Below are 25,078 nucleotides of genomic sequence, written 5' to 3'. Positions count from 1 at the left end.
GAATGCGGATCGGAAAATGGACAAGCCCTCCATCCTGGTAGTGGACGACGAAAAGATCACCGCCTTCTATCTGAAGGATATCCTCGCCGCGGCCAATTACGACGTGCACCTGGCGCAGAACGGGGAGGAAGCCCTGGAACAGCTGGGGCGCCGCCGGTTCGAGCTGGTCATCACCGATCTGGTCATGCCGGGAATCGACGGGTTCGCATTGGTCCGCCGCGTGAAGCAATCCCAACCCGGTCTCCCGGTTTTCATCCTTACCGCCCACGGCAGTTACGACGTGGCCCGCAAGGCCCAGGTCATCGGCGCGGACGATTACCTGCTCAAGCCGGTTAATCCGGATCAATTGCACGCCGCCCTCGCCAAAACCTTCGAGAAGGGCGCGCGCGCGAAGACCGGGGCCTTGGCCAAGCTGCCCATCGACGGGCAAGCCACCCACAATATCATCGGGACCTCGGAGCCCATGGAAGAGGTGTTCCGGCTCATCGAAAAGGCCCGCCATTCGCGGGGCACGGTTCTCATCAGCGGCGAGAGCGGAACCGGAAAGGAACTGGTCGCGCGCGCCATCTATAGCGCCGAGGCGGCCGCCCCCACGCATAGCTTCGTCATCGTCAATTGCTGCGCTATCTCGGACGGCCTGATCGAAAGCGAGTTGTTCGGCCACGCCAAGGGCGCCTTCTCGGGCGCCGTCGCCGATCGCGAAGGACTATTCGAAGTGGCCGACGGCAGCACCCTTTTCCTGGACGAGATCGGGGATATCCCCTTGCGCAGCCAAACCAAGCTGCTGCGGGTCTTGCAGGAGGGCGAATTCCGCCGCGTCGGAGAGAATAAGGTGCGGCACGTGAACGTGCGCGTCATCGCGGCGACCAATCGCAACCTCGAGGAAGGCATCAAGTCGGGGCATTTCCGCGAGGACCTCTACTACCGGCTGAACGTGATTCCCATCAGCCTGCCGCCGCTGCGGGACAGGATCGAGGACGTACCCCTGCTGGTACGGCACTTCCTCGCCAAGCATCAGAAACGGAACGCGTCCAAGGTGGGCATGAGCGACGGGGCCTTGGAGCTCCTGATGCAGTACGGGTTCCCCGGCAATATCCGCGAATTGGAAAACATCCTGCAACGCGCGATCTCCTTCGCGAAGGGGCCGTTCATCGCGCGCTCCGAAGTGGAAGGCTACCTGAAGTCCGGGACCGCCTCGGCCGGCGCGCTGCCGGTGCAGGCCTTCGATAAGGAAACCTACCCCGCCTTAAAGAGCCATCTACGCAAGGTGGAACGCGATTTCGTATTGGCGCGCCTGCAAGCCAGCGAATGGAACGTATCGGACGCGGCCAAGGCCATGGAAATCACCCGGACGGCCTTGCACAACAAGATGAAGAAACTCGGGATCAATAGCCGGGAATTGAGGAAAAGCGGCGCCGACGCGGACCAACGGGATGGATCGAGCCTGGTCGGGAAAGGTTAAGCGACTAGTCGCGCGGCCGGGCCCTTACCGCGCGGCTCGGCCGAAGCCGAGCATTCAATTAGTCGATCGGGACTTCAGGGTTCGTACCCTTTAGATCGCGGGAACCAACTCCGCCCGGACGGAATGCTCCTCGAGCAGGCGGGACAAATCTTCCAGGGAGGCGATCGGAAAATTCCGGGATCCCAGGAACTCGTACAAATCGGCGAGGGTAACTTTGCGGGGACCCCTCCCTATGCGGAAGGAGCGCAGTTGCTTGCGCTCGATCCAGGCGATCACCGTCTTCGGGCTTACTTCGCAGATCCGGGCAATCTCTCCGGTCGTGACGAATTTTTTCTTGGACATCCTTGGCAACTCCCTCTTTGGTGTGTTCAGCCGGCAGCGTCCGGGCGCCATGAATGCGATTAAGTTAACAACGAGGATCACGCCCCTCAAGATCCTGAAGTGAATACAGGTACGCACAATTCATGCGTATCGCCGTCCCTCCGGCGTTACGCCCGGCCGCAAGGGCTGATCGGACCGGAAGGCTAAAAGGGGCGATTCGATGGCACACGCTTTGCGTCTTGGACGGTTTTCTACCTTTGCCCCATGTTCATAGATGAAACCAAGCTTGAGGCCCATGCCGGCCATGGCGGCAAGGGAATGGTCAGTTTCCGCCGGGAAAAGTTCGTTCCCCTCGGAGGGCCGAGTGGGGGCAATGGGGGGCGCGGCGGCCATGTGATCTTGGTCGCGAGCCACGACATTCATACCCTGTACGATATCGGCAACAAACGCATCTTCAGGGCCGACGACGGAGGCAAAGGCGAGCCGTCGCTGTGTACGGGCAAGAACGGCGGGGATATCCGCCTCCCCGTGCCGGTGGGCACCCTGGTGAAAGACCTGGAAACGGGCGATTTGATCAGCGATTTGAAGGAAGAGGGCCAAGAATGCGTGGTGGCCCAGGGTGGCCGGGGGGGCATTGGAAATGCCGCTTTCAAGAGCAGTACCAACCGCGCGCCACGCAAGTCCACTCCGGGGGATCCCGGTCAATCCCGCAAGCTCCAATTGGAGCTTAAGCTGGTGGCCGATTGCGGGCTGGTGGGCTTCCCGAACGCCGGAAAGAGCTCCCTCATCCGACGGCTTTCCGCCGCCACCCCCAAGGTGGCCGACTATCCCTTCACGACCTTGAAGCCCGTCCTCGGCCTTGTCAACGTCGCTCCCGGTAAGAGCTACGTACTGGTCGACATACCGGGTCTCATCGAAGGTGCCGCCGAAGGCAAGGGTCTGGGTCATCAATTCCTGCGGCACGTGGAGCGCTGCGCTTGCCTGGCCTACGTCATCGATACCAGCGTTGAGGATCCGTTTGGCCAGTACCTGGTGCTACGGGCCGAGATGGAAAAATTCCATCCCTTGCTGCTGCAAAAGCCCAAAATGTTCGTCCTAAACAAGCAGGACTTGGGCGATTTCCCCATCGACCCTCGCTTCGAAGCGGAGGCTTGCCCCATCCTCCGTACCTCGGCTATTACCGGATCGGGTTTGCCGGAGCTTAAAGAAGGGATCCGGTCCATGATCGGCGAAAAGGGGATCCGCAAGCAAGGGTGGTAGCCCGTTGAGGGCCCCTCCCAAGGGGCCCATTACACGAGAAAGGGGGCAAACGAAAAAGGACCCCCGAAGAGGCCCTTCCCGTCGGCGGCACCGGGTCCCGCCCGGCCGCCTCTGTGTCTTTCCGTACTCAGTTCTCGTCGTAGGTGCGTTCGACCTCTTCGCGATCCTTCTTTTCCACGATTTCCTTGGTGAAATCGCGATCCAAGGGAAGCGCGTTCAGATCCGGGTTGCTGTTGTCCAAGATGTACACGGCCGACGGATTGTCGAGCCAGCCCACGACTTCCACGTCCTTCAGGTTATGGGAACCGCCGCTGGTGACCTTGACCTTTTCCAAGGTGTTGTTGTCGACCCAGCCCTTGATGGCGCCGCTGGTCTTGATCATCGAGCGGGCCTTGCCCTGCTTCAACATGGTGACCTCGTCGCCCGTCCCGAGATCGGCAACCTTGTCCGCCGCGTCCGAAGCTTCCGACTTGTACAGGGTGGCGCCGCCCGACTTGATGCGGATGACGGTGGATGTTTCAGTCTTGGATCCGGCAAGGGCGATGGATGCGAATGCGAGGAACAGAAACGCGATGGTCTTCTTCATAAATCCTTCCTTAAAAAAACCGGCTGGAGGGAAGCCGAGTCCGATGCGTAGGAATATACCGCCAAGGCCGTAATTACACAAGGGAAGGCGGGGGAAAGAGAGCGAAACTGGCATTTTGGCCCCTGCCGATTGGGAATAGAAAAGGGATTAAGGGTAAAGGGTACAGGGTAAAGGGTTATACGGTGGCCCCACCGGCGCGCAGCGTCGCCCGTACCCTTAACCCTGTACCCTTTACCCTCTCCCCCGCCCCGGTCAAAGCTCCGTAAGTTCCTCCCCTGCCTTCGCTTCCCTGGGCGTGTCTCATTGCTTCCGAATCCTATGAAATACGATAATCCCCCTGCATCCCAGTCCCGCGGAACCAGAGGTTTTATGGAAATCCTGATGAAAATCGCCAAATTCATCAACGAAGGAGGCACGGTCGAGTACCTGATCCTGGCTTTGTTGGGTTTAGGGCTCTCGGTCATTTGCGAGCGGGTCTGGTTCTTTTTCATCAAGTGCCGGATCAATTCCAAGAAGCTCTTGGCCGACACGACCTCCCTCATCCGCAAGGACAAGCTGGCCGATGCCCGGAAATTGTGTAGCCAAACCGGTACACCCCTGGGGCTCATCCTGGAGGCCGGGATCTGGAAGTACGAGCAATCGGCCACGCCCGAAGAGGTCAAGGATGCCTTGGAAGAGGTCTCCTTGCGCGAGGTTCCCCGCTTGCAGAAGCGCACCCATTGGCTGGGCCTGTTGGCCAACCTCTGTACCCTGGTCGGCTTGCTGGGCACCATCTTCGGATTGCAAGAAGCCTTCTCCGCGCTGGAGTCCGCCGATCCCTCGCAAAAGAGCAAGCTCCTGGCGCGCGGCATCACCCTGGCCTTGAACGCCACCGCCTTGGGGCTGATGTCGGCGATGATCTGCATGGCCGCCTTCACGTGGCTGGGATCCAAGGCCAACCAATTGCTGGAGCAAATCGACGAGACCGTGCTGCGCATGGTCAACTTCATGAACGCGCAACGGAAGGCGGGCATCAAGCCCACGGCAGGGACCGCGTATCCCGGACAGCCGGGATGAGCGGAGGGGTTTCCGGGCCGGCGCCGGGCGGGGGAAAACATCGCGGCGGCATCGCGTCCAAGGGCGGATCCGCCATGGGAACGCCCATCGATCTGGACATGACGCCGATGATGAACATGCTCATCATCCTGATTTCCTTCCTGGTCACCATGGTGGTCTTCACCCAATTGGCGGTGATCAAATTCAACCTTCCGCCCCAAGCGGGCGGCGGAGGCGATCAGTCCCAAGCCAGTCCGGATTCGGCGCAGAAGGGGCCTTCGGTCGACATTACCGTGGTGGTCTCGGAGAACGGATTCCAGATTATCGGCGAAGGCCGTAAGCTCGATCCCATCCCCAAGGGCACGAAGGATTACGACTACCCGCGGCTGGGGCAATTCATGCGCAAGCTGAAGGAAGAATACCCTTCCGCCGAGGACGTGGTGCTGCTGATCGATTCGGCCATCGTGTACCAGGACATCATCACCACCATGGACGTGATGCGCGAGAACAAGTTCACCAACATCCTGCTTTCCGGCGGGGTGTACCGGTGAAGACGGGACGACAGCGCCGCCGGCCTCCGGTGGAATCGGCCAAGCCGCAGATGACGTCCCTGGTGGACGTGCTCACTGTCCTGGTTTTCTTCCTCTTGAAGAACTTCTCGACCGAAGGGGATATCATCACGCCGGCGAAGAACCTGGAGTTGCCGATCAGCAGTTCCAAGATCAAGCCGGAGAACACCCTCAATATCGCCATCAGCCGGAAGCACATCATGGCGGAAGGCACGCCGGTGGCCTTGGTGGACGAGGAGCTGGGGCGGGAAGGCACCGACATCCCGGGCCTGGCCCGCTATCTCGAGGACAAACGCAAGCAGACGGAGGAAATCGCCCAGTACGATAAGAACGTCACCTTCACGGGCAAGCTGACCATCCAGGGCGATCGCCTTATCCCCTACTTCTTGCTCCAGAAGGTGCTCGCCACCTGCGGGGCCAACGGCTACAGCAGCTTCTCCCTGGCCGTGAGTAAGAAAGATGTCGAGTAGCCCCACCAAGGAAAAGCAAAAGCCCGCCAAGGCGAAACCCGACTCCGGGTACCGGGGCGGACTGTTCGATCAAATCGACGTTCCCGGCGTCACCAGTTTCACGGCTTGCTTGCTGCTGTTCATCCTGGTCCTGGTGGGGATCCGCAGCATCGATTATAGCCAACTAGAGAAACCGTCCTTGGAACAAATCTCCGAGCGGGTGGCGAAGATCATCATGCCATTGAAGCCGGCGGGCAAGCCTATTCCCAAACCCGAACCTGTTGCGGGCACGAGCGGCGGGCGGCCGCGCGGGGCCGCGGGTGCGGGCAAGGGCGACGCGTCGGCGTTGGCGCGCATCGAGCGGTCGCGCGCGACCGTGACCCAGCAGATCACCCAAGTGCAGGAACGGATCACCAAGGCCGCGGTATTGTCGATTCTCTCCGGCAAGGGGCCGGGTACCGCGGGGAAGACGGTCGGGCGCTCCCCGGGCGGCAAGGGGGGCGACCGCTTCGCCGGCTTCGGCGACTTGGATGCGCGCCTGGGCAGCATCGAGGGGCTGACCAAGTACGACGGCAAGAAGGGCAATGTAAACCGCGATGGCTCGGCTCCGGCGCGGAGGAACGCGGAAGGGGAAGCCCAAGGCATCGATAACGTGGTGAAAGGCTTCGCGACGGCCAAATCCAATATCGGGAAGAAGATGGGCGTGGCCAACCTGGAGGCCCCGATCGCTACGGATCGTTCCGCCAAATTCACCGGGAACCGCAGCCCGTCGGACGTGGCGGCCTTCATCGCCCGCAAGCAGGCCACCGTGAGTTTACTCTACGAAGAACGTCTCAAATCCAACCCCGCCCTGGAGGGGAAAATCACCATCCTCATCGTGATCGAGGACGATGGCACCGTTTCCAGCGCATCCGTGCTGGGTTCGGAGACCACCTTGGATGATCCCGATTTCACCGAGGAGCTGCTCCGTCGCATCAAACGTTGGATATTCCCGCCCTCCAACGGCGGGCCCGTGGAGATGAAGTCCCCCTTCGTCTTCCGGCCGGCTTAACCCGGCGCAGACCCAAGCTGATCTTCGATTGGGCGGATTCGAAGCGAATCCAGGCGGACCCGGGACGGATCCGGGCGTTATAATCGTGACGATATGGTACCAGCGGAATGCAAGATGAAAAAAGCGCAATGCGTAGTGCAGAATGTAAGCATGCCCCAAGGTCCGATGCTAAGGTTCCTTAGCGCCGTATTCGCCGTTCTGCTGCTGGCCGGCCACGCATCGGCCACCGTCATCAAAGCGGGCATGTCCCTTTCCATCGTCGTCAAGAGCGACAAGGATCTCTCGCAGATCGTGAAGGTGAACGACAACGGCACCATCGATTATCCGTTGTACCAGGACATGTCGGTGATCGACAAGACCACCAGCGAGCTGCAGGATATCCTGACCTACAAGCTGGCCAAGGTGGTGGAATCGCCCATGGTGCTCGTGAGCGTTCTGACCGAGAACCCCATCAACATCTACGTGTTGGGCCAGGTGAAAAAACCGGGCCTATTGATCTTGCCGCCCAAGTCCAGCTTGCAGGAAGTGATGCTGGCCGCCGGCGGGACGATGGAAACGGCGGATCTGCAACGCGTGAAAATCGTGCATAAGAACCAGGGCGATGAGAACGCGAGCTATTACGATTTGGCGAAGTTCCTGAACTCCGGCGATCTCACCTTGCTTCCCGCCTTATACGACGGGGATCGCATCATCCTGCTCGCGTCCAAGAAATCCAAGTACGTGAAGATCCTGGGCGCGGTGAACAAGCCCGGATTCTATCCCGTTGGCGAACAAGCCGGCCTTTTCGATATGCTCTACCTGGCCGGCGGCCCCAACGCGGACGCCAACATGTCCAAGGTGCGCATCTTCTCGAGCGCGGGCGGCCAGCGGGCCGATTACCTGCTCGACATGCAGAAGTACATCGATAACGGCAAGACCGAGGATTTGCCGTTGCTGGGCGAAGGCGACATGGTGATCGTGTACGCCAAGGTCATCACCTGGCAGAAGACCTTGGACGTGATGCGCGATATCGTGACTTTCCTGACGGCATGGTTCGTCATCTCTTCGGTGCTGAAGAAATGACCGAACCGGCCAAGCCGCAGCGGGAACTGCAATTCCGCGACTACTTCCGCCTGTTGGCGAAAGGCCGGTACATCGTCCTGTTTTCCGTGGCGGCATTCGTCGGCCCGACGTGGTGGTTCGTCAAGCACGTTCCCGACTATTACATCACCTCCAGCCAATTGGTACTGGACAAGGCGCCGGTCAACGCCGCTTCGGTGCTGATGTCCAACGACGGCCAAACGGAACGCAACATCGGTTTCTACCGGGCCATCTTCCAGAGCCAGGCCTTCCTGGACCGGGTGGCGCAAGGGGCCGCCGCGGAACTGGAGCAAGCGGGCGTCAAGACCAAGGTGAAGGAGTACATCAGCGCCAACATGCGCGTGGACGAGGGGACGGTGGAATCCTTCATCACCATCATCTCCAAGACCCATAGCGCGCGCCTGAGCTATACCCTGGTGAAAGTGGCCACCGATAGCCTGATCGTCTTCTGCCGCAAGGTCGAGAACGAAGAGGGCGCCAAAACCATCCAGGCCATCAAGGAGCAGATAGAGGTCTGCCTGAAGAAGCGCGACGATATCCAGATCGAACGCAATCGCAAGTCGGACATCTCCAAGCTGCAAAGCATCGGCGACGCGGCGGGCCTGGAAGCCCTGGAGAAGAATTACCAGGAAGAATTGGTGAAGTTCGAGCTGGACAAGGCCAACCTGGAGGCCAAGCGTAGCTACTTCCGTACCTTGGACAACACCATTAACAAGCCCGCCTCGGGGGCCAACGAGAAGGCCGTCGATTCCCTGCGAGCCCAGATGAAGACGCTGGAACGCGAGAAGGAGAAGATGATCCGGCTGGGAGTGCCCGTTACCCCGGACAGCAAGGTAAGCCAGGACATGGCGGCGGCGGAAAGCAAGTTGGTGCGGCTGACCAAGGGCAACGAGCCCCAGCAGGACATCGGGCTGCTCAACCAATGGCAGGTCATCCGCAAGGAGCTGGCTTCCTCGGAGGCCGAGATGAACATGAAGCGCGCCCGCCTGGAGGCCTTCAAGCGCGCCATCATCAGCTACCGCGAGGGCCATCCCCAGTTGGGCCAGGAGGAGTTCGAACTCACCCAACTCGATAACATGCTGCAGCGCTACGTAACCACCCACCAGCGCCTGACGGATCGCCTGGAGGACGCCACCATCCAGATGGAATCCAAGAGCGGAGGCCTCAAGCTGGTGGACGCCGCCCAGGTCCCCGTCGAACCCGTGCCGCGGCGGGATTTCATCTTCTACTCCGTATCCCTGTTGGTGGGCCTGGCCATCGGGATCGGCTTGTCCATCCTGCGGGAATTCATGGACGATACCGTGAAGTCGCCCGACGACGTCGAGAAGCAGATGTCCCTCACCCTGCTCGGGACCATCCCCCACATCGTCCCCAAGAAGAGCGATCTGGAGGTGAAGCGCACCTTCACCAAGGGCAAGAAGCAGAATATCCGCAATCGCTACCCGGGCCTGATGATGGGCTCCCAGCATGAGGAGAGCGTGGTGGCGGAAGCCTATCGCTCCTTGCGCACCAACATCGTTTTCTCCAGCCCGGATAAGGCGATCCAGACCTTGCTGATCACCAGCAGCGGGCCGGGCGAGGGCAAATCGCTGACCATGGCCAATACGGCCCTCTCCTTCGCCCAGCAAGGCGAGCCCACCCTGGTGATCGATACCGATCTGCGCCGTCCGGTGAACCACCATTTGTTCGGCCTCGATCGCGGGCCCGGCTTCGGCGAGCTTTTCGCCGGGACCAACACCTTGGATGAGGTGTGCCGGAACATCCCGGGGACCAACCTGGAAATCATCACCGCGGGCGCCTACATGCCCAATCCCGCCGAGCTGCTCGGATCCAAGAAGATGGATCATTTCCTGGACGAGTTGAAGAAGCGCTACCGCTATATCCTGTTCGATACCCCGCCCATTATCGCGGTTACCGACGCTGCCATCCTGGCGACCAAGCTGGATGGCGTGGTGCTGGTGATCCGGGCCCATAAGACGACCTTGGGGATGACCATGCGTACCTTGCAGTCCTTGCGCAACGTGAACGCGCGCATGCTGGGATGCATCCTCAACGACGTGGACATCACCAAGGGCTATAGCTCGTACGGGTATTACAAGCATTACTACCACAACTACCTGGCCAAGAAGGACTAGGCCCCGGAGTGCGCTTCCCCATCGACCCTTTCCTCGCAGGCTGAACGCATGTCGGCGACCTTACGCACGGTAGCCCGGAACATCGTGCACTTCTTGTGTTCAAACGCCGTCTCCTTCGTGCTGGGGATGGCCGCTTCCGTGGTGATGGCGCGTTCGCTGGGACCCAACGACCTGGGCATCTTCCACCAAGTGCAATGGTTCGCCGGCACGATTTCGGTGGTCATCTCGCTAGGTTTCATCACCTCGATCACGAAATTCACTGCCCAGTACCGCGCCGAAGGCCGCCAGGCCGACGCCCTCTCGGCCGTGCGCTTCATCTTCTACGTGGAGTTCGCCATCGCGGCGGTCACGACCATCGGGCTCCTGATTTTCGCCACCCGCATCTCCGATCATTACTTCACGCGGCAGCAGTCCTTCATTTTCCGCCTGGCCTTCCTGGCCATCACCCCGGGAATCCAGACCGCAATCTTCTCGGCCACCCTGGAAGGCGCGCAGGTATTCCGTTACCAGACCCTGCACTCGCTTACGGTCACCCCGTCGGCCCTGCTCCTCAAAGTCTACGTGATGTACCACGGCTGGGGCCTGGAGTCCTTGTTCTGGATCAACCTCCTGTTCGCGTTCGTCAATCTCGCCTTCTATTACTTCGCCGCACGGCGCGAAGGCCTGCTCACGGGCTGGTTCCGCTTCGCCCCGTCGGACGGAAAATGGAAGAAGGAAATCCTCGAGTATAATCGCTCCGCCATCGGGGTCCATTTCGTCGATCTGGTGGTTTGGTCCCGTTCGGAGAACTATTTCCTGGGCCGCTATTGCGCGGCCGCCCAGATCGCCTATTACAACCTGGCCCAGAACCTGATCGTGAAATTCACGGGCACCCTGCCCAACCTGATGTGGCGCATCCTGCTGCCCCTCTCGGCCCAGCATCATGGCCGCATGGAGGCCGACAAGATGCGCAAGACCTACCATCATGCCCTACGCTATTCCGCCTTCTTCGTATTCCCCACCATCGCCATCTGCTACCTGGCGGCCTACGAATTGGTCGTCATCTTCTACGGGCACGCGTATAGCGAGGCCAAGGATTGCTTCCGGATCCTCTGCGCCGGGGCCTTGCTCCAATCCCTGGCCCAACCGGGTTCCGCCGTCCTATACGCCAGCAACCGGCAGAACTTCATCCTCAAGTACGGCGCGGTGCTGGCGGTACTCAACATCGCGCTTTGCTTCTGGCTCGTGCCGAAATACGGCTCGCGCGGCGCCGCCATTTGCTATTCCGGCACCACTTCCCTGGGGGTGATCGGGGGATTCATTTATACCACCCGAAAACTGGGACTGAGCATCCCTTGGGGGGCGTGGACGAAAGCGGCCCTGGCGACGGTCGGGCTTTGCGCGGTCACCATATCTTTGCTGCGGATCGAGAGTACGGCATTCTACCTCTTCCAACCCACGCAATTGATGATCTACGACTGGACCGGCCACGACGTGGATATCCTGTTGGGGGCGCGGGCGGTGCGGCTCTGGTTCGCTTGCGCGGTGGGAGGGCTGGCCTACCTGGTCTTGATCCTGTTGATGTTCCAACCGAACGAGGATGATCGCCGCATCCTGGAGGCCCTGGATCGGTTCCTCCCGCGCCCGGTGGCTTGGTTCCTGGCGCGGAAGCTCTCCGCCGGAAAAGCCACCTAAGGAGGCGCCGGGCCGAAGCATGGAAGTCGCGTTCATCGATCCCGAACCGCCCGGCCCCGCCGGCGGCGGCATCCGCACCTATGCCCGCCTGGCCTTGGCGCTCTGCCGCGATGCGGGCGTTCCCGCGCGGATTTATACGCACAGTCCAGCCGCCTATCCCGGCGAAAACGCATTCCCCATCGGCCGATACCCATGCCTGCCGCGTCCCTTGCGCGGCCTGGCGTATCGCCTAGGTTACGCAGAGAACGTCCTATGGGAACAGGCCCGCTGGCTGGAGCGGGAATTGTCGGCTACCGACGTACCGGGGCGCGTTTATGAATTCGCCGACTTCCTGGGCTATGCCTTTTTCGCCCTACGTAATCCGCGCTTACGCCCGCGCTGCCTGGTGCGCGTACATACCCCTGCCTTCCTGATCGCGAACGCGCCGACGAACGCCCTCGACCGTTTTATTTCCAAAATCTCGGCTTGGCGGGAAAGGGATTGCCTGATGCGCGCGTCCGGATTGACCGCGCCATCGGCGGAATTCATGCGCGAAAAGCTGCCTTGGTTGCAAGCCTGGAAGCACGTGCCCAATCCTTTGCCGCCGGACCCGGCATCGCATCCCGCATCGCCCATGCGCATGGCCCGCGCCCGACAAGCGGAGCGTTTGCGGGCGGCGGAAACGGCGGCGGGTCCGGGACCAGTCCCGGCCAGCGGAGACGAGGCCTGGTCGGCGGCGCCTCCCGATCCGGCCGGGTTGGCGGCGGCGGCGCGCTCGGCCGCGAGGCCCGATCGCATCCTGACGGCTCGCTTCCTGTATCTCGGCCGCCTGGAACCCCGCAAGGGAGTCTTGCCCTTGGTGCTCGCTTTCGCCCGCATGGCCGGCGAACGCCCTTTCGCTTCGCTTACCTTGGTCGGCGCGATCGGCGACGAGGCTTACGCGGAGGCGGTCAAGAACGCCATCGCAAGCCAACCGCGATCCGTACGGGATCGGATCGCCTGGGAACCGCCCTGCGCCCCCGCGGAACGGACTGACCTTTTCGGGCGCCATACCGCCTTGGTCGTTCCCTCGCTCTGGGAGAACAGCCCCTACGTTTACTTCGAAGGCATGGCGGCCGGACTCGTTTGCATCGGCTCGGCCACCGGCGAGATGAAGGCCGTGGCCCGGGCCACGGGCGCCCCGAGTCCCCGGCCCGGGGATGAGGAAGCCTGGGCCGGGGCCTTGCTCGCCCATTGCGACGGGAAGGACGGCGATCTGCACATCGCCCAGAAGGCCTACCTCGCATCGCGCCGGGCCGGCGCCGCCGAGGGCCTGCTGGCGTCTTGGCGCGCGGCCTTGCCGGTCGAACGGCCCACCCGCGGGCTATCCGTTTCCCGGGGCGGCGCATGAAGATCGGGATCCTTTCCCGGGAATATCCCCCGCTCACCCACGTGGGCGGGATCGCGACCTACTCCGCGGCGGCCGCGGCGCTCATGGCCCGCGAAGGCCATGAGGTCCACGTCGTGTGCAACGGACCGGAATACCGCATGGAATCGAAGTACGGGGTGTTCGTGCATCGCGTCCCCATGGGGCCGCATCCGTTGCCCGGAGGACGCTTGTTCTACCCGTATCGGGCGTGGTACCGTCGCACCCTGCCGCATTATCTGGACGCCCTGACCTGGGCGCGCACCGCCGGCCGTTACCTCGAAGAACGTCTCGACCTTGCCGGCTTCGACGCCTGGGAATATCCCGAAACGGCGGGCGAAGGGGCCTTTTTCCCGCGCCGGCCGGGGGCCCGGGCCCCCCGCTTGATCTGCCGCGTGCATACGGGCTGGATGGAAGGGTACGTGGACAATCCCCTGGAACGCATGCTGGTGCTCCGCCTGCAAAGGCAGGCCTGCCAACGCGCGGACCGCCTGGTCTCGCCGAGCGCCAGCGTGGCGCGGGGTTACGTGCGCGATATCCTGGGGTTGGCCAAAGCGGCGGAGGTCAACCGTAATCCTATGCTGCTCTGGGACGATCCCATCGATTGGAAGGCCAAGTCATCGGCGCATCTGCTATATGTGGGGCGCGTGGAGCATCGAAAAGGCCTGCAAGTGCTGCTGGGGGCCCTCGATTCCCTGGGCGCCGATGCCGAAGGGCTGACCTTGCGGGTGGTCGGAAATATGTACCCGCCTACGCGCGAGCTGGACGCCCAATGCATCCGCGATTTCCAGGCCCACCGCGATTTGCCCCAGGGGCCCGCGGGCAGGCGTTACGCCTTGGAATACGCGGGCCCTTGCGATCATTCCCGTATGCCCGATCATTACGATTGGGCCGGCGCCTTGATCTTGCCCTCCCTCATGGAGAATTACCCCTATACCGCCTTGGAAGCGTTGTCGCGCGGCTGCTACGTGATCGGCAGCGACGTGGGGGGCATCCCCGAGATCGTCGATCGGCCCGCGCGCGGCACCCTGTTCCCGGCGGAAAACAAGGCCATTTTGGCCCGAAAAATACGAGAATGGAGCGTGGGGAATCGCGGGCTTCCCGCGGGGACCCGCGAAGCGACGGAAGCCATCCGGGCGGAATTCTCCCCGGACGCATGCGCGCGGAGATTGCTCGGGACCTATGGCGAATACGCCGAGGAAAGGGATTCGCGATAGCGCGTACCGCGCCGGCAAACGGGTATTGGACATCGCGGGAGCGTTGGCCGGCCTCATGATCCTTTTCGTGTTGTTCCCCTTCATGGTAGCCCTGATCAAATTCGACTCGCGCGGTCCCATCTTCTTCGTGCAGACCCGCATGGGCCAATACGGGCATCGCTTCAAGTTCGTCAAGTTCCGGACCATGCGGGTGGGGGCGCATCAACAGCAATGGGAGCTGGACAACCTCAACGAATCGGGCGGGCTCACCTTCAAGATCAGCAACGATCCGCGGGTGACCCGGATGGGCCGGTTCCTGCGGCGTACGAGCTTGGACGAGATGCCACAGTTCTGGAACGTGCTGCGGGGCGACATGTCGCTGGTGGGGCCGCGGCCGCCCCTCTTGCGCGAGGTGAGCCAGTACAACGACATCCAGAAGGTGCGCATGACGGTACCGCAAGGGATGACTGGCCTATGGCAGGTGCGCGGACGCTCCAAGCTGAAGTTCAACGACATGGTGGATCTGGACGTGTATTACGCCCTGCATCCGTCCCTGGCGATCGACTTGAAGATCCTGATGGCGACGATCCCGACGGTGCTGTTCGGGCGGGGCGCGGTTTAAAGTGGAGATCTCCCTGGCGGTGCCGACCTACAACCAGGCGGAACTCCTGCGGGCTTTCCTATCGGCATGGCGCGAACGCGGCGCCGACCTTGTGCCGCTTATCGTCGTCGATGATGGATCCAGCGACGAGACCCCCGCGGTGCTGCGGGAAGCCGCCCATCCGCGCCTGACCGCCCACCGTCTGCCGCACGTTTCCGCGGCCCATGCGCGCAATCATGCCTTGCGCCATGCGCCGACGCCCTGGCTCGCCTTCACCGATACCGATTGCATCTTATCGCGTTCGTATTTCGAAACCCTGTCGGGCATCCCATCCCGTTATTCCGGCGGGGCCGCGGTGGAAGGGCCCGTGCGACCCGTGGCCGGCCCCAAACCGCCGTTCACCCATTCCCTCCACAATCCGGGCGGCGCCTATGCCACCGCCAACATGGTCTTCCGGGTGGAAAAGGCGCTCGCCTTGGGCGGGTTCGACGAAGGTTTCACGGCCAATTACCGCGAGGATACGGATCTGGCGCTAACCCTGCTGGATCACGGGGTCGCCATCCCGCTTTGCGCCGACCTGATCGTGGAGCATCCCCATCTGCCTCGCCGCTTCCTGCCCTCCCTGCGCGCCGCCTATCGCACCCAGGTCCGCCTAGTCGGGGCGGAGATGCGGTTGTACCGTAAGCACCCTTCCAGCTACGCTCGCGTTCGCCATCATGGGGATGCCCGCGGCACCTTGGCGGACTGGTGCGTGAAATACTTCGCGTTGTACTTCAAGGAATGCTTCCGCTACCTCTGCAGGCAGCCCGGTTTGCGCGCCGGGGAACGGCTGCGGGCCTTGCTGCCGTCGCTGCAGGCGATGATCGTGGCGCTGGCCGAGCAAGCCTGCATCGTCGGCCTATGCATGGTAAAATGGAGAGAGATCGCGAGGCTTAAGAGTTCGTGAAAGTGCTCATCGTTTGGTCGGGCGCCGTGGTGCCCGCGTATCGGCCTTTCTTCCGTGAATTGGCCCGGCGCATGCGCGTGCGCGTCCTTTCCCCCCGGGGCTGGCGGCACGGCTCGCGCGATTTCGGTCCGGTTGGCGATTGGGCCGAGAGCGGCTGCGAAATCGTGGCAACCCCCTATTTCGCCGGCGGGGGCGCCCGCTACCTGGTGCCCGCCCTGCCTTGGCACCTCTGGACGTATCGTCCGCGTTACCTGTACGTCATGGACGAGATGGATAGGGCCAGCCTGGCCTGGCACGCGCTTTTGGCGCGGCTGTGCTGGCCCCCGGTGCGGGTGGTCAACTATTCCCTGCAAAACCTGCGCGCCCCCCGCTACTACCGCTGGCATCATCGATTGGCCACGCTTTTGAATCAGATTCTGGTATCGCGAAGCATAGCGGCTTCGGAAGAAGCCGATGCGGCGCTCAAGGCGAACGGGTACTCGGGCCCCACGCGCGTCATCCCGTTATGGGCCTCGGAGTCGTGGTTCCGCCCCGCGGATCCGGCGGACCGTCCCGGCTTGCGCCGGGTTTTCGGCATCCGGGACGAGGAGATCGCCCTCATCTTCGCGGGGAGCATGGCGGAAGCGAAGGGCTTGCGCCTCCTCGCCGAAGTCCTCCCGCGTTTTCCCCGCCTGCGCGTCCTGAGCGCGGGCCAGGGACCCTTGGCGGCCGAACTCCCCTGGCGCCTGGGATCGCGCTGGCGCCATCTCGGATCCCTCGGGGCCGAAGAGTTACGCAGTCTTTACCAAGCCGGCGATTACGTCATCCTTCCCTCCCTCACCCTTCCCGATTGGAAAGAGCAGATCGGCCGCAGCCTCATCGAAGGCGTCCTGTGCGGATGCATCGCGCTGGGAAGCGATTCGGGGAACATCCCCGGAATCACCTTGTTCCCGGAGGCGACCTTCCGCCAAGGCGATGCCGAATCCCTGGCCGTCTTGCTTTCGGCCCTCCCCATTCCCGGCGCCGATGGAGTGCGGGCGGCCCAACGTCGCAATGTCGAAGAGCGCTATACGGCCGCCGCGGTGGCCCGCGCCACCGGCGATTTCCTCTTGGATGCCCGTCCGGGGAAAGCGGCCGGCACGGGGGCGGCGGCATGAAGGTGCTCTTCCTGCATCGCGATCTTCCGCCGGATTCCTATACCGGCGTCGCCGTGCAGGTGCATCGCCTGGCCAATGCCTTATCCGATCTCGGCCATGCGGTTTCCGTCTATACCCATTCCGCCCTCCCTGCCGATGCGCGCTATGCCGTCCTGCCCATCCGCTTGCCCGGCCTCCGCCGGGCCTTGCGCTGGGCCCCCTTCCTTAAGCGCTTGTGGTACCCGCTTTGGTACCGCCGCCTGCCCACGGACGGATTCGACGTGGTGCACGTGCACGGGGACGGCGGCTTCCTGCGCTATCGCGGCAATTTCGTGCGCACTTTCTACGGGACCGCCGCGCTCGAGTACCGGCATGCCGCCGGCCTCAAGGGCAAGCTGGCGCAAGGCCTGTCGTATTGGATGGAACGCCGGGAAGCGAGACGCTGCCGGCTCACCGTGGGCATCTCCCCGCACGTGGCCGCCCATCTCCCCGGAATCGACCGCGTCATCCCCTGCATGCTGCCCGCGCCACCGGATTCCGCGGCGGCGGGCAAGACGGCATTTCCCAGCCTGGTCTATCTGGGTTCGCGCAAGTCCCGTAAGCGCGGCGGCCTGGCGCTGGAGATCTGGCGCGGGCTGCGGGAGAAGATGCCCGGCTTGCGCCTGACTTACGTCGGACCGCGCGCGGAAGTGGATGATTTAAAGGGACGCGACGAATATCACGGAATCGATTTCCGCGCGCGGATTTCCCAAGCGGAATTGCTCGACCTGTACCGGGAAAGCTGGCTCTACCTTTGCCTCTCCAGCTACGAGGGCTTCGGGGTAGGGATCATCGAGGCCATGGCCTGCTCGTGCCTGGTGGTGACTACTCCCCACCCCGGCAGCGAATTCCTGGTGAAGGACGGCGAAACCGGCGTGATCGCGCCGCCGGAAAAGGCCGCTTCCCTGATCGCGGGCCTTCTCGAAAACGAGGGCGCGCGGCGGGAAATCGCCAAGCGGGCCAGGGAATTCGCGCGCCGCTTCGCCCCGGCGGTGGTAGCATCCGCCTATCTCGACCTGTACCGGTTGGCCAAGGCTCGCGCCCAGAAAAACCCGGCGGTCCCGAAAGCGGCGGCCGCGCATGGGGGCAGGGCATGAAGAAAGCCGGCTTCTGGCCCATTTTCATCCCGGCCATCCTCCTCTTCGGCATCGGATTCGCCTATCGCTTGATGCACGTTCCGTCCCGCGCCGAAACCGCCATCTTCTGCATCGCGCTCTTCCTCGTTCCCACCCTTAAATGGCCTAAGTTCGGCGTCTATTACCTCTTCTGCCTGCCGCTCTACATTTCCTTGTTCCGCCGCATGTACTACCTCGTCAGCGAGCGGCCCACCCTCGATTACCTGATGCTGATCTCGGACGGCGTGATGGGCGGGCTCATCGTCGCCCTCATCCTGCTGTGGATCCTGAACAAGGAACGTTCCCGGGATTTGCTCTCCGCCTTCATCGTCTTCTACACCATCCTGCTTTTCATCAAGGTGTTCGTGGGGACGGATCTGGATATCCAGGAAAGCTTGTACGGCTTCAAGTTCAACGGGCTCTACGTGTTCTTCTATTTCGCGGGCAGTTACGTCCTCACCAGCCTCAAGGAAACGAAATCGGTGCTGGCCTGGGCCTCCTGGCTGCTCTTCTTCACGGCGTTATACGGGATACGCCAGATCCTATTCGGATTCACCGATTTCGAACAGAAGTGGATGGATTCCATCACCTTCACCACTTTGCGCATCGACGGCATCGTGCGGCCGTTCTCCACCTACGTATCCCCGGCGGCCATGTCCGACGGCATGGTCCTGATGCTGGCCGCGGGCGGATATTGGATCCTGAGCCGGGGCCGGCATACGGTGATATTCGGGATCTTGCTCGTCGGAACCTGCATAGCGCCCTTGCTCATCGCTTCGGTGCGCACCAATTGGCTGGCTGCCGCCGCCGGCATTTTCTTCTACCTGGTCTTCCTGCGCCTGAAGAACAAATGGGCCAAGATCGCCATCATCGCGGCCATGGCCGGAGGGATCGTCGGGTACGCCGTCAAAGGCGGGAGCGGGGAAAGCGGAGGCAGCTTCCAGCGGAACGGGGCGCTCAGCGCGCGCCTCAATTCCAAGGGCCCGAACCTCACCGAGAGCATGATCAGCAATCGCACCGCCGCCCTCGCGAATCCCTTGCAGGAATACAGCGTCCAGAAGCGCATGGAAACCTGGATGGGCATCATTTATAACTCCTTCTACTTCCCCTTGGGGAAAGGCCAAGGGACCACGGGATACGCGCATAGCTATTACTTCCTGGTGCTGGGCGAGATCGGTTACCCAGGACTCCTCTGTTTCCTGATCATCCTGATCCTGGCTTTCTACCGGGGAATGTCCATCATAGCGGAAACCAAGGACGAGGAGATGCGCGAGCTCACCCGCCTGTTGATGACCATCGTCTTCATGCTGACCCTGCTTAATCTCACGGGTACGCATTTGCACACGCCTCCGGGCGACATCTTCTTCTGGTTCAGCCTCGGCTGCATCACCCGTTTCTATCGCGAGACCCGAGCCGCCCAGGCCAAGCCAGCCCAGGCGGAGGCCCGGCCCGAATCGGGCGCCGCGACCGGCCCGGTCGCCCCCGCGAGCCTAGCTCCGGTCCAGGGCTCAACCCTCCCCTTCCCCGGAGGCGCCCTTGCCTGAGCGCCGCCTCGCCGTGATCGGACATCCCCTCGCCGCCGAAGAGAACCGGCTGGCATTCCACGGCTGGCGCGCCCATCAGGTGGATCTGATCGTGCCGCATATCTGGCGCGCCCGCAGCCTGGGCCATGCCTATCGCGCTCCCGTTGCGACCCAAGCCGCCGGCGACCGTCCCGCCTTGCACGTCCTCCCCGTGATCGCCTCCGGCCGCAATTCGTTTTTCCTTTGGGTAGGCTTAGGCGCGTTGCTCGCGCGCCTTAAGCCCGACGCCATCTACTGCTGGGAAGAACCTTGGTGCCTGGCCACGCGCCAGGTGGCGTCGCGCGCGCGCGCGCTGGGCATTCCCTTCGCGTTCTATAGCGCCGAGAACCGGCCCAAAGCCTTGCCCTGGCCCTTCCCGGCCTTGCTGAAGAAAACCTTCGCGGAAGCACGGGGTTGTATCGTTCCCACCGCCGCCATCGCCGCGCGCGCGCGCGCCTGGGGTTATCCGGGGCCCCTATCCGTCGTCCCCTTATGGATCCGGGCGCGCAAAGCCATGAAAGCCGATCCCGGATCGCGTCGTATCGCCTACCTCGGCCGGCTCATCCCGCTTAAGCGCGTCGACTTGATCGTGGAAGCCCTGGTCCGCTTGCCGGGATTCTCCCTGCGCATCGTGGGCGACGGCCCGGAACGGAGGCGCTTGGAGGCTTTGGCGCGGGAGCGGGGCCTGTCGGGCCGCGTGGAATTTCCGGGGCATGTCGCGAACGCGGAACTAGAGCGGGCCCTCGCCGGGTGTTCCCTCCTCGTATTGCCCACGGGCGAGAACGCGCGGCAAGCCGAGCAATTCGGCAAGGCCGCGCTCGAAGGCGTAACCTTCGGGTTACCCGTGCTGGCGAGCACGGGCGGCAATCTGGCCGACCTGGCCGTGGACTTCCCCACCATCGCGGCCCGCGATCTGGATACCCCCGAAGCCCTGGCCCAAGCCGTGCGCGAAATCTTCGCGGACTACCCCGCGGCGGACCGGCTGGAGGCGGCGAAGGCCCGGGCGGAAACCGGGTACGGTCCCGCCGCCGCGGCCCAGGGCTTGGAAAAGGCCCTTTCCGCCATGCTGGGCGGCCGACCATGAGCGATTGCAATCCCGTGCGGAGCAACGCCAAGGTTCGCAGGGTGGAACGGGCCGTATTGCCCTGGATCCTCCGCTGGCTGAGGCCCCGTCCCGGCGCGACCCGGCCCGTAGAACCGACCGGCCCCCATCGAATCCTGGTTTGCAAATGGTGCTGCCTGGGCGACGCCGTGGTCTCCTTGTATGCGGTGCGCGAGTTCAGGCGCCGCTACCCCGGAATCATCATCGATGTTCTGGTCTCCGCGCGCATCGCGGCCATTTACCGCCATGCCCCCGAGATCGATCAAGTGTACGAGCTCCCGATCACGGGACGACGTCTCGCCTTCGAGTTGATGTCCCCCCGGTTATGGGGCCGACTGCTCCGGCTTCTGGGTATCCTGCGCGGCAACGGCTATGCGCAATTCGTGGACCTGGAGTTGTATCGCGGCACGGGCCCGATCCTGAAGCGTTTGCTGCGAATCCCCTTCTCGCGCGGATTCCAGGTGGAGGGCGCTTTCCCTAAGTATCATGATTTCGAAGTCCCGGTGCCGCGGCATATGCCCGAATGGCAGTGCTTTTACCGGGTCCTGGGCATGGACTTTCCCGCATCCGAACCGGATCCTCTCTACCCGCGGGCCCATGCCCCCGGGCCGCGCGCGCGCATCGGCATCGTCTACGGGTCCTCCTTCAATTGGCCGCAAAAGAAATGGCCCTGGGAACGTTTCGCCGAACTCATCCTCCTGCTGGCGGGGGAGGGAAAGGTCTGCGTGCTATTCGGCGCGCGCGGGGAAGAGCCCGAGGCCGCCCGCATCCTGGCGGCCGCGAACGGGATGGCGGAGGATACGACCGGCCTGTTGGATTATGAGTCCCTGCTGACGGCGGTATCCGCATGCGATCTGGTAGTGGGCAACGACACGGGTACCCTGCACGTGGCGGCCGCCTGCGGAGTGCCTACCGTAACCCTTTTCGGCCCGACCGACCCCCGCAAATGGAACCCCATCGGATCGACTCCGGTTTTCCTGGCGAACTTGCCTTGCCGTCCCTGCTACTACTTGGGATCTATGCCCCCGTGCTCGCACTTTTCCTGCCTGCGGCAGATGGACACCGCCGTGGTGGCGGAAGCCGTGCGCGGCAAACTGGCGGGCCGTAAACCCGTCCGGGCTTCCGTGCCAGCGGTCGAGGATCCGCGTGCCCGGAGCGCGTGACAGGGTTAAATTGGTGTTGGAATCGACCAGATAGGACCCCTCCCCCATCCATCGGATTTACATGGCGAAAAAAACCAAAAAGGGATTCTCTCTTTCCGGCGCGGCGGCGTTGCTCTTGCTGATCGCGGCGGCGGCCGGTTCCATCGTATGGGTGCTGACCGCCAAGTCGGTGGCCAAGCCGGCGGCGGAGACCGGGCTGGAGGCCGATCCGGGCACCGGGGACGTGCTCTACGAAGTCCCTCCCAAGGCCTCCCTGGCGGCCCTTTCGCAAGACCTGCAGCAGAAAGGGCTCATCCCCAACGCCCAGGTATTCCGGTTGTTCCTGCGCTTTTCGCGGCAGGATAAGAAGATCCGCGCGGGCTACTTCTACGTGCGCCCGTCCAATTCGGCATTGGAAATGACCTGGAAACTGACCAGCGGAAAGATGGCCACCCAGGTGGTGACCATCCCCGAAGGCAAGGCCTCCTGGGAGATCTACTCCATCCTCAAGGCAAAGTTCCCGCTGGACAGCCTTAAGTTCGATTCCTTGGTGCATTCGGCCGAGTTCGCCCGGGCCTGCGGCCTCCATTCGCCGGATCTGGAAGGCTTCCTCTTTCCCGAAACCTACGTGTTACCCTGGCGCGTGACCGAGAGGGACGTGCTGAAGGTGATGGCGAAGCGGTTCGTGGCGGTGGAAAAGGAGTTCGACGTGGCGACTCCCGTCTACCAGAAATACGGGCAACGCGGCTGGGTGACCCTCGCTTCTATCGTGGAAAAAGAAGCCGCCGTGCCCCAGGAGCAGGAACCCATCGCGGGAGTGTTCTGGAACCGGTTGAACCAGGGCTGGAGCCTTGGCGCCGATCCCACCGTGCGTTTCGCGGTGCGGAAACCCACCGGCCCTTTGTTGGTCTCGGACCTTAACTGCGATTCGCCGTACAACACCCGCAAGTTCACGGGGCTTCCGCCCGGCCCCATCTGCAATCCCGGCCGGGGCGCTTTACGGGCCGCCCTGCGGCCGTTGAATACCGACAAGATGTACTTCGTCGCCAAGGACGACGGGTCGCGCGAGCACTTTTTCTCGGTGGATAATTCCGACCACATGCATTTCAAGGACGTGGCGGCGGCCAATCGCGTGAAGCGCGGGATGGAGAAGCCGAAGGGCGGGAAGACGAAGACCGTCCGGAAGGCGGAGGCCAGGTAGGCAGCGCTTGACCGCGCTAGAGGGAGCGTTCGGTCATCAGTCGGCACACCCGCTTGAGATGGCCCGCCGCCGGCGTGTCCGGAAGGCTTTCGAGGAACGGCATGCAGGCGTTGACTTTATCGATGGCGATATCGCGCGCCTTCTGGAACGCCGAATGCGCTTGCAGCAGGTTTTTGATCTCCGCCTGCCCGGCTTCCGAACCGGCGTTCGCGAGCAGGCCCAACATGCGTTGGCGTTCCGCCGGCGTGCACGACTCGAAGAAAAGGATCAGGGGAAGCGTGAAATAACCGTTCTTCAAATCCGAGAAGGTCCGCTTATCCAGGTTCTCGGCCCCGTACCCGAAATCGAGCAAGTCGTCGATGATCTGGAAAGCCATCCCGAAGTTGCGGCCCAATTCCAGACCCTGCCGCACCATGGCCTCGTCGAATCCGGCCAGGACGGCGCCGCATTCCCCGCACGCCATCAGCAAAGCCGCCGTCTTCCCTTCGATGACGGCGAAGTATTGTTCCAGCGAGAGATCGGCGTTGCCGGCGCCTTCCACTTCCATCACCTCGGCCATGATCAAACGGCTGGAGGCCTTGGAAAGGCTCAAGGGAATGCGATGATCGCGATCGCTCCACACCATCTCCATCGACTTGGCCAAGGTATAGTCGCCCAAGAGCACCGCCATGCGGTTGCCCCAGCGTTTATGGGCGGTCTTCTCGTTGCGGCGCAAGTCGCTGTCGTCGATGATGTCGTCGTGGACCAGGGATGCCAGGTGGATGAGTTCGATGGCCGCGGCCGCCCGCACCGCCCTTTCCGAAAGCCCGTTCTTGCCGCACGAAGCCAACAAGAAGAGGAACGTGGAGCGGATGCGTTTGCCTTTCCGCACCAGCAGGGAATTCAATTGGCCGGAAAGCTTGCCGGGAGCATGCTCGGCCACTTCCAGCATGACCGTATGGACCTGATCCAGGGCTTCGGCCACGCAGGCGCGGGCATCCATGAGCACTTGCTCGTAGGATGCCGGCGCGGTGATGGACTCGCTCACTGGACTCCTTGTTTCCGGGCGGCTGCGCCGGCCTCGGAAGGCGATTGGTGGACCGGGTAATATAAGAAAAGACTCCCTGGGACAGGAGGAGAAGTGCCTATATTTGCCCCTCTGGCACGATTTGGCAGGGTCGGGAGGCGCTTTGGATTCCTATTGGTGGCTGACGTTTCGCGCTGGGGCGGACCGCCTGGAACTCGATCAGGACGGCTTATTCGAGACCGGAGCCACGGGCGTGGAGGAAGTGGAGGAAGGGGGCCCGCATCCGGAGGGCATCCTGCTGAAGGGCTTTTTCGGATCGGCCGCGGAACTGGCCGCGGCCCGCGATCGATTCTCGGATCGGCCCGGGCTGGCCTCCGGCGAAGCCAGCATCGAGGATTGGGATCGCAGTTGGCGGGATCGGCAAACGCCAGTACCGGTGACCGAAGCCCTGACGGTCATCCCGCCTTGGATCGAAGCCCCGCCGGGAGCCCGGCATATCATCCGCCTGGAAGCAAAGATGGCCTTCGGGACGGGCTCCCACGAATCCACCCGCATCGCCGCCTTGCTGCTGGAGAAGGCCGATATGCGAGGGGCCTCCGTGCTGGATATCGGCACCGGGACCGGCATCCTGGCCCTTTACGCGGCCCAATTAGGGGCTTCCGAAGTCATCGCCCTCGATATCGATCCCGTGGTGGGCCCCTGCCTGGACGAGAATCTGGTCCTCAATCCGCCTCCCCCGGGATGCCGCTTCCGCACTCTTATCGGCGAAACCGGAGCGCTCTCGCCGCAGGCCCGCTTCGGCGTCGTGATCTGCAATATGATCCGCACCGAGCTGTGGCCATTCCGAGAGGAACTGCGCACGCGCCTGGCCCCCAAGGGCTCCAAGTCCCTGGCCGGTCCCGGGATCTTCGTGGTCTCCGGGCAGCGCTTGGAAGACAAGCGCCACTTCCTGGAATGGCGGGAAACTTCGCCTTTCCGGATCGTCCAGGAAACCGAAATGGACGGATGGTGGGGCTTCTCCGCTTGCGTGGAATGACAAGCCGGCAC

The 25,078-nt window shown here is 62.8% G+C and carries 23 protein-coding genes; 20 read left to right on the top strand and 3 right to left on the bottom strand.

Annotation, left to right across the window (positions count from 1 at the left end; all coding sequences use genetic code 11):
* The first annotated feature begins 16 nt into the window (after nt 1-16).
* Nucleotides 17-1,462, top strand: coding sequence for a sigma-54-dependent Fis family transcriptional regulator (locus tag JF616_12955; GenBank protein ID MBW8888658.1), 1,446 nt, complete (start codon nt 17-19; stop codon nt 1,460-1,462).
* 90 nt (nt 1,463-1,552) lie between these two features.
* Here the strand turns inward: JF616_12955 and JF616_12950 are convergent, their stop codons facing one another.
* Complete coding sequence (locus JF616_12950; GenBank protein ID MBW8888657.1) at nt 1,553-1,804, bottom strand: helix-turn-helix domain-containing protein; 252 nt, start codon at nt 1,802-1,804, stop codon at nt 1,553-1,555.
* 243 nt (nt 1,805-2,047) lie between these two features.
* Between JF616_12950 and obgE the strand changes: the two genes are divergently transcribed.
* Nucleotides 2,048-3,043: a GTPase ObgE gene (gene obgE / locus JF616_12945; protein ID MBW8888656.1), complete on the top strand. Its 996-nt coding sequence runs from the start codon at nt 2,048-2,050 to the stop codon at nt 3,041-3,043.
* 127 nt (nt 3,044-3,170) lie between these two features.
* Here the strand turns inward: obgE and JF616_12940 are convergent, their stop codons facing one another.
* Nucleotides 3,171-3,629 carry a hypothetical protein gene (locus JF616_12940; protein MBW8888655.1) on the bottom strand — a complete coding sequence of 153 codons (459 nt, stop codon included), beginning with the start codon at nt 3,627-3,629 and terminating at the stop codon, nt 3,171-3,173.
* Nucleotides 3,630-4,010: 381 nt separating this feature from the next.
* Between JF616_12940 and JF616_12935 the strand changes: the two genes are divergently transcribed.
* The 17 genes from JF616_12935 to mltG all read left to right on the top strand — a co-directional run bounded on the left by JF616_12935 (nt 4,011) and on the right by mltG (nt 23,025).
* A complete protein-coding gene (locus JF616_12935; GenBank protein ID MBW8888654.1) occupies nt 4,011-4,685 on the top strand; it encodes a MotA/TolQ/ExbB proton channel family protein in 675 nt (224 codons plus the stop codon).
* Between the two features lie 74 nt (nt 4,686-4,759).
* Nucleotides 4,760-5,215 (top strand): biopolymer transporter ExbD, encoded by a 456-nt coding sequence (locus JF616_12930; GenBank protein ID MBW8888653.1) that lies wholly within the window; start codon nt 4,760-4,762, stop codon nt 5,213-5,215.
* On the top strand, nt 5,212-5,703 hold the full coding sequence (locus JF616_12925; protein ID MBW8888652.1) for a biopolymer transporter ExbD: 492 nt from the start codon (nt 5,212-5,214) through the stop codon (nt 5,701-5,703). Before JF616_12930 ends, JF616_12925 begins: the two co-directional genes overlap by 4 nt.
* Complete coding sequence (locus JF616_12920) at nt 5,693-6,733, top strand: TonB family protein (GenBank protein MBW8888651.1); 1,041 nt, start codon at nt 5,693-5,695, stop codon at nt 6,731-6,733. Before JF616_12925 ends, JF616_12920 begins: the two co-directional genes overlap by 11 nt.
* Before the next feature lie 150 nt (nt 6,734-6,883).
* Entirely contained in the window at nt 6,884-7,795 is a 912-nt protein-coding gene (locus JF616_12915; protein MBW8888650.1) for an SLBB domain-containing protein, read from the top strand.
* A complete protein-coding gene (locus JF616_12910) occupies nt 7,792-9,948 on the top strand; it encodes a polysaccharide biosynthesis tyrosine autokinase (GenBank protein MBW8888649.1) in 2,157 nt (718 codons plus the stop codon). Before JF616_12915 ends, JF616_12910 begins: the two co-directional genes overlap by 4 nt.
* A gap of 48 nt (nt 9,949-9,996) precedes the next feature.
* Complete coding sequence (locus JF616_12905; GenBank protein MBW8888648.1) at nt 9,997-11,622, top strand: oligosaccharide flippase family protein; 1,626 nt, start codon at nt 9,997-9,999, stop codon at nt 11,620-11,622.
* 19 nt (nt 11,623-11,641) lie between these two features.
* Nucleotides 11,642-12,991, top strand: coding sequence for a glycosyltransferase family 4 protein (locus tag JF616_12900; GenBank protein ID MBW8888647.1), 1,350 nt, complete (start codon nt 11,642-11,644; stop codon nt 12,989-12,991).
* The gene (locus JF616_12895; GenBank protein ID MBW8888646.1) at nt 12,988-14,223 is read left to right on the top strand and encodes a glycosyltransferase family 4 protein; all 1,236 of its coding nucleotides are present in this window, start codon (nt 12,988-12,990) and stop codon (nt 14,221-14,223) included. Before JF616_12900 ends, JF616_12895 begins: the two co-directional genes overlap by 4 nt.
* Nucleotides 14,189-14,824, top strand: coding sequence for a sugar transferase (locus JF616_12890; protein ID MBW8888645.1), 636 nt, complete (start codon nt 14,189-14,191; stop codon nt 14,822-14,824). The genes JF616_12895 and JF616_12890 overlap by 35 nt, the downstream gene beginning before the upstream one ends.
* 1 nt (nt 14,825) lies before the next feature.
* Nucleotides 14,826-15,749 carry a glycosyltransferase gene (locus tag JF616_12885; GenBank protein MBW8888644.1) on the top strand — a complete coding sequence of 308 codons (924 nt, stop codon included), beginning with the start codon at nt 14,826-14,828 and terminating at the stop codon, nt 15,747-15,749.
* Complete coding sequence (locus JF616_12880) at nt 15,746-16,885, top strand: glycosyltransferase family 4 protein (GenBank protein MBW8888643.1); 1,140 nt, start codon at nt 15,746-15,748, stop codon at nt 16,883-16,885. The genes JF616_12885 and JF616_12880 overlap by 4 nt, the downstream gene beginning before the upstream one ends.
* The gene (locus JF616_12875; GenBank protein MBW8888642.1) at nt 16,882-18,000 is read left to right on the top strand and encodes a glycosyltransferase family 4 protein; all 1,119 of its coding nucleotides are present in this window, start codon (nt 16,882-16,884) and stop codon (nt 17,998-18,000) included. Before JF616_12880 ends, JF616_12875 begins: the two co-directional genes overlap by 4 nt.
* Complete coding sequence (locus tag JF616_12870; protein MBW8888641.1) at nt 17,997-19,562, top strand: hypothetical protein; 1,566 nt, start codon at nt 17,997-17,999, stop codon at nt 19,560-19,562. The genes JF616_12875 and JF616_12870 overlap by 4 nt, the downstream gene beginning before the upstream one ends.
* Entirely contained in the window at nt 19,555-20,664 is a 1,110-nt protein-coding gene (locus JF616_12865; GenBank protein ID MBW8888640.1) for a glycosyltransferase, read from the top strand. Before JF616_12870 ends, JF616_12865 begins: the two co-directional genes overlap by 8 nt.
* Nucleotides 20,661-21,845: a glycosyltransferase family 9 protein gene (locus tag JF616_12860; protein ID MBW8888639.1), complete on the top strand. Its 1,185-nt coding sequence runs from the start codon at nt 20,661-20,663 to the stop codon at nt 21,843-21,845. Before JF616_12865 ends, JF616_12860 begins: the two co-directional genes overlap by 4 nt.
* A gap of 61 nt (nt 21,846-21,906) precedes the next feature.
* Nucleotides 21,907-23,025: an endolytic transglycosylase MltG gene (gene mltG, locus JF616_12855; GenBank protein ID MBW8888638.1), complete on the top strand. Its 1,119-nt coding sequence runs from the start codon at nt 21,907-21,909 to the stop codon at nt 23,023-23,025.
* 16 nt (nt 23,026-23,041) lie between these two features.
* Here the strand turns inward: mltG and JF616_12850 are convergent, their stop codons facing one another.
* Complete coding sequence (locus tag JF616_12850; GenBank protein ID MBW8888637.1) at nt 23,042-24,052, bottom strand: polyprenyl synthetase family protein; 1,011 nt, start codon at nt 24,050-24,052, stop codon at nt 23,042-23,044.
* Between the two features lie 103 nt (nt 24,053-24,155).
* Between JF616_12850 and JF616_12845 the strand changes: the two genes are divergently transcribed.
* Nucleotides 24,156-25,067 carry a 50S ribosomal protein L11 methyltransferase gene (locus tag JF616_12845; GenBank protein ID MBW8888636.1) on the top strand — a complete coding sequence of 304 codons (912 nt, stop codon included), beginning with the start codon at nt 24,156-24,158 and terminating at the stop codon, nt 25,065-25,067.
* Nucleotides 25,068-25,078 lie beyond the last annotated feature (11 nt).

It is taken from the genome of Fibrobacterota bacterium (genome assembly GCA_019509785.1).
Classification (GTDB): domain Bacteria; phylum Fibrobacterota; class Fibrobacteria; order UBA11236; family UBA11236; genus Chersky-265.
This window is presented reverse-complemented; position numbering and strand designations above follow the sequence as displayed.

Coding starts and splice junctions, on each gene's coding strand:
- JF616_12875 (MBW8888642.1), top strand. CDS start 16,882: ATGAAGGTGCTCTTCCTGCATCGCGATCTTCCGCCGGATTCCTATACC.
- JF616_12955 (MBW8888658.1), top strand. CDS start 17: ATGGACAAGCCCTCCATCCTGGTAGTGGACGACGAAAAGATCACCGCC.
- obgE (MBW8888656.1), top strand. CDS start 2,048: ATGTTCATAGATGAAACCAAGCTTGAGGCCCATGCCGGCCATGGCGGC.
- JF616_12910 (MBW8888649.1), top strand. CDS start 7,792: ATGACCGAACCGGCCAAGCCGCAGCGGGAACTGCAATTCCGCGACTAC.
- mltG (MBW8888638.1), top strand. CDS start 21,907: ATGGCGAAAAAAACCAAAAAGGGATTCTCTCTTTCCGGCGCGGCGGCG.
- JF616_12950 (MBW8888657.1), bottom strand. CDS start 1,804: ATGTCCAAGAAAAAATTCGTCACGACCGGAGAGATTGCCCGGATCTGC.
- JF616_12870 (MBW8888641.1), top strand. CDS start 17,997: ATGAAGAAAGCCGGCTTCTGGCCCATTTTCATCCCGGCCATCCTCCTC.
- JF616_12915 (MBW8888650.1), top strand. CDS start 6,884: ATGCCCCAAGGTCCGATGCTAAGGTTCCTTAGCGCCGTATTCGCCGTT.
- JF616_12905 (MBW8888648.1), top strand. CDS start 9,997: ATGTCGGCGACCTTACGCACGGTAGCCCGGAACATCGTGCACTTCTTG.
- JF616_12860 (MBW8888639.1), top strand. CDS start 20,661: ATGAGCGATTGCAATCCCGTGCGGAGCAACGCCAAGGTTCGCAGGGTG.
- JF616_12920 (MBW8888651.1), top strand. CDS start 5,693: ATGTCGAGTAGCCCCACCAAGGAAAAGCAAAAGCCCGCCAAGGCGAAA.
- JF616_12900 (MBW8888647.1), top strand. CDS start 11,642: ATGGAAGTCGCGTTCATCGATCCCGAACCGCCCGGCCCCGCCGGCGGC.
- JF616_12895 (MBW8888646.1), top strand. CDS start 12,988: ATGAAGATCGGGATCCTTTCCCGGGAATATCCCCCGCTCACCCACGTG.
- JF616_12890 (MBW8888645.1), top strand. CDS start 14,189: ATGGCGAATACGCCGAGGAAAGGGATTCGCGATAGCGCGTACCGCGCC.
- JF616_12935 (MBW8888654.1), top strand. CDS start 4,011: ATGAAAATCGCCAAATTCATCAACGAAGGAGGCACGGTCGAGTACCTG.
- JF616_12930 (MBW8888653.1), top strand. CDS start 4,760: ATGGGAACGCCCATCGATCTGGACATGACGCCGATGATGAACATGCTC.
- JF616_12940 (MBW8888655.1), bottom strand. CDS start 3,629: ATGAAGAAGACCATCGCGTTTCTGTTCCTCGCATTCGCATCCATCGCC.